Source organism: Acidovorax sp. GW458-11-26-14-TSB4, assembly GCF_059423865.1.
The window spans coordinates 1-639 of the sequence record NZ_JBWKYR010000054.1 but is presented as its reverse complement, the minus strand read 5'-3'; the positions used below and the strand labels follow the sequence as shown (position 1 = coordinate 639).

Below are 639 nucleotides of genomic sequence, written 5' to 3'. Positions count from 1 at the left end.
GTGAGCTTGATGCCGGCGCCCTCCAGGGTCACGGTGTAGTCGGTGCGCGCGCCTTCCTGGATGGCCACGTCAAACCCCGTGCCACCGTTCAGGCGGTCACTGCCCGTGCCTCCGGACAACAGGTCATTGCCTGCGCCGCCGAACACGATGTCGTCACCGGCATCGCCATAGACCTGGTCATCGCCCGCCTCGCTGCCCACGGTGTCGTTGCCGCCACCGCCGTGGATCACGTCGTCATCGGGGCCCAGCACGATGTACTGGGCGGCGCCATCGCCGCTGGCCGCGTTCTGGCCGGCGCCGCCGATCAGGCGCACATTGCCCACCACGGCGATGAACTCGATGTTGTCCACCTGGATGGTGGTGCCCGAGGGCAGCAGGCGTGCATCCACGATCACGGCCTGCTTGCCGTCGGCCGGGTTGGTACTGCCGTTGATGACAAGGGGCTGCGATGCATCGTAGCCAGCCCCGATGGTGGGCTTCAAGATCTGCACCGACAGCGGCTCGTTGGGCGCCAGGGTGGCGTAGAACACCTGGCCGGCATTGGTCAGCTCGGGGTTGTCGCCGGCAATGCGCTCGATGCGGAAGCCGAGTTCGGCCAGGGCGGCCGAGCCGGCGGTGGTGGTGGTCAGGCCCTCGGCC

At 68.4% G+C, this 639-nt stretch carries 1 protein-coding gene; it reads right to left on the bottom strand.

From position 1 onward, the window contains the following. Positions 1 to 639 (bottom strand): calcium-binding protein (locus tag AC07X5_RS32625; RefSeq protein WP_494773551.1); only part of this gene is annotated, 639 nt, incomplete at both ends.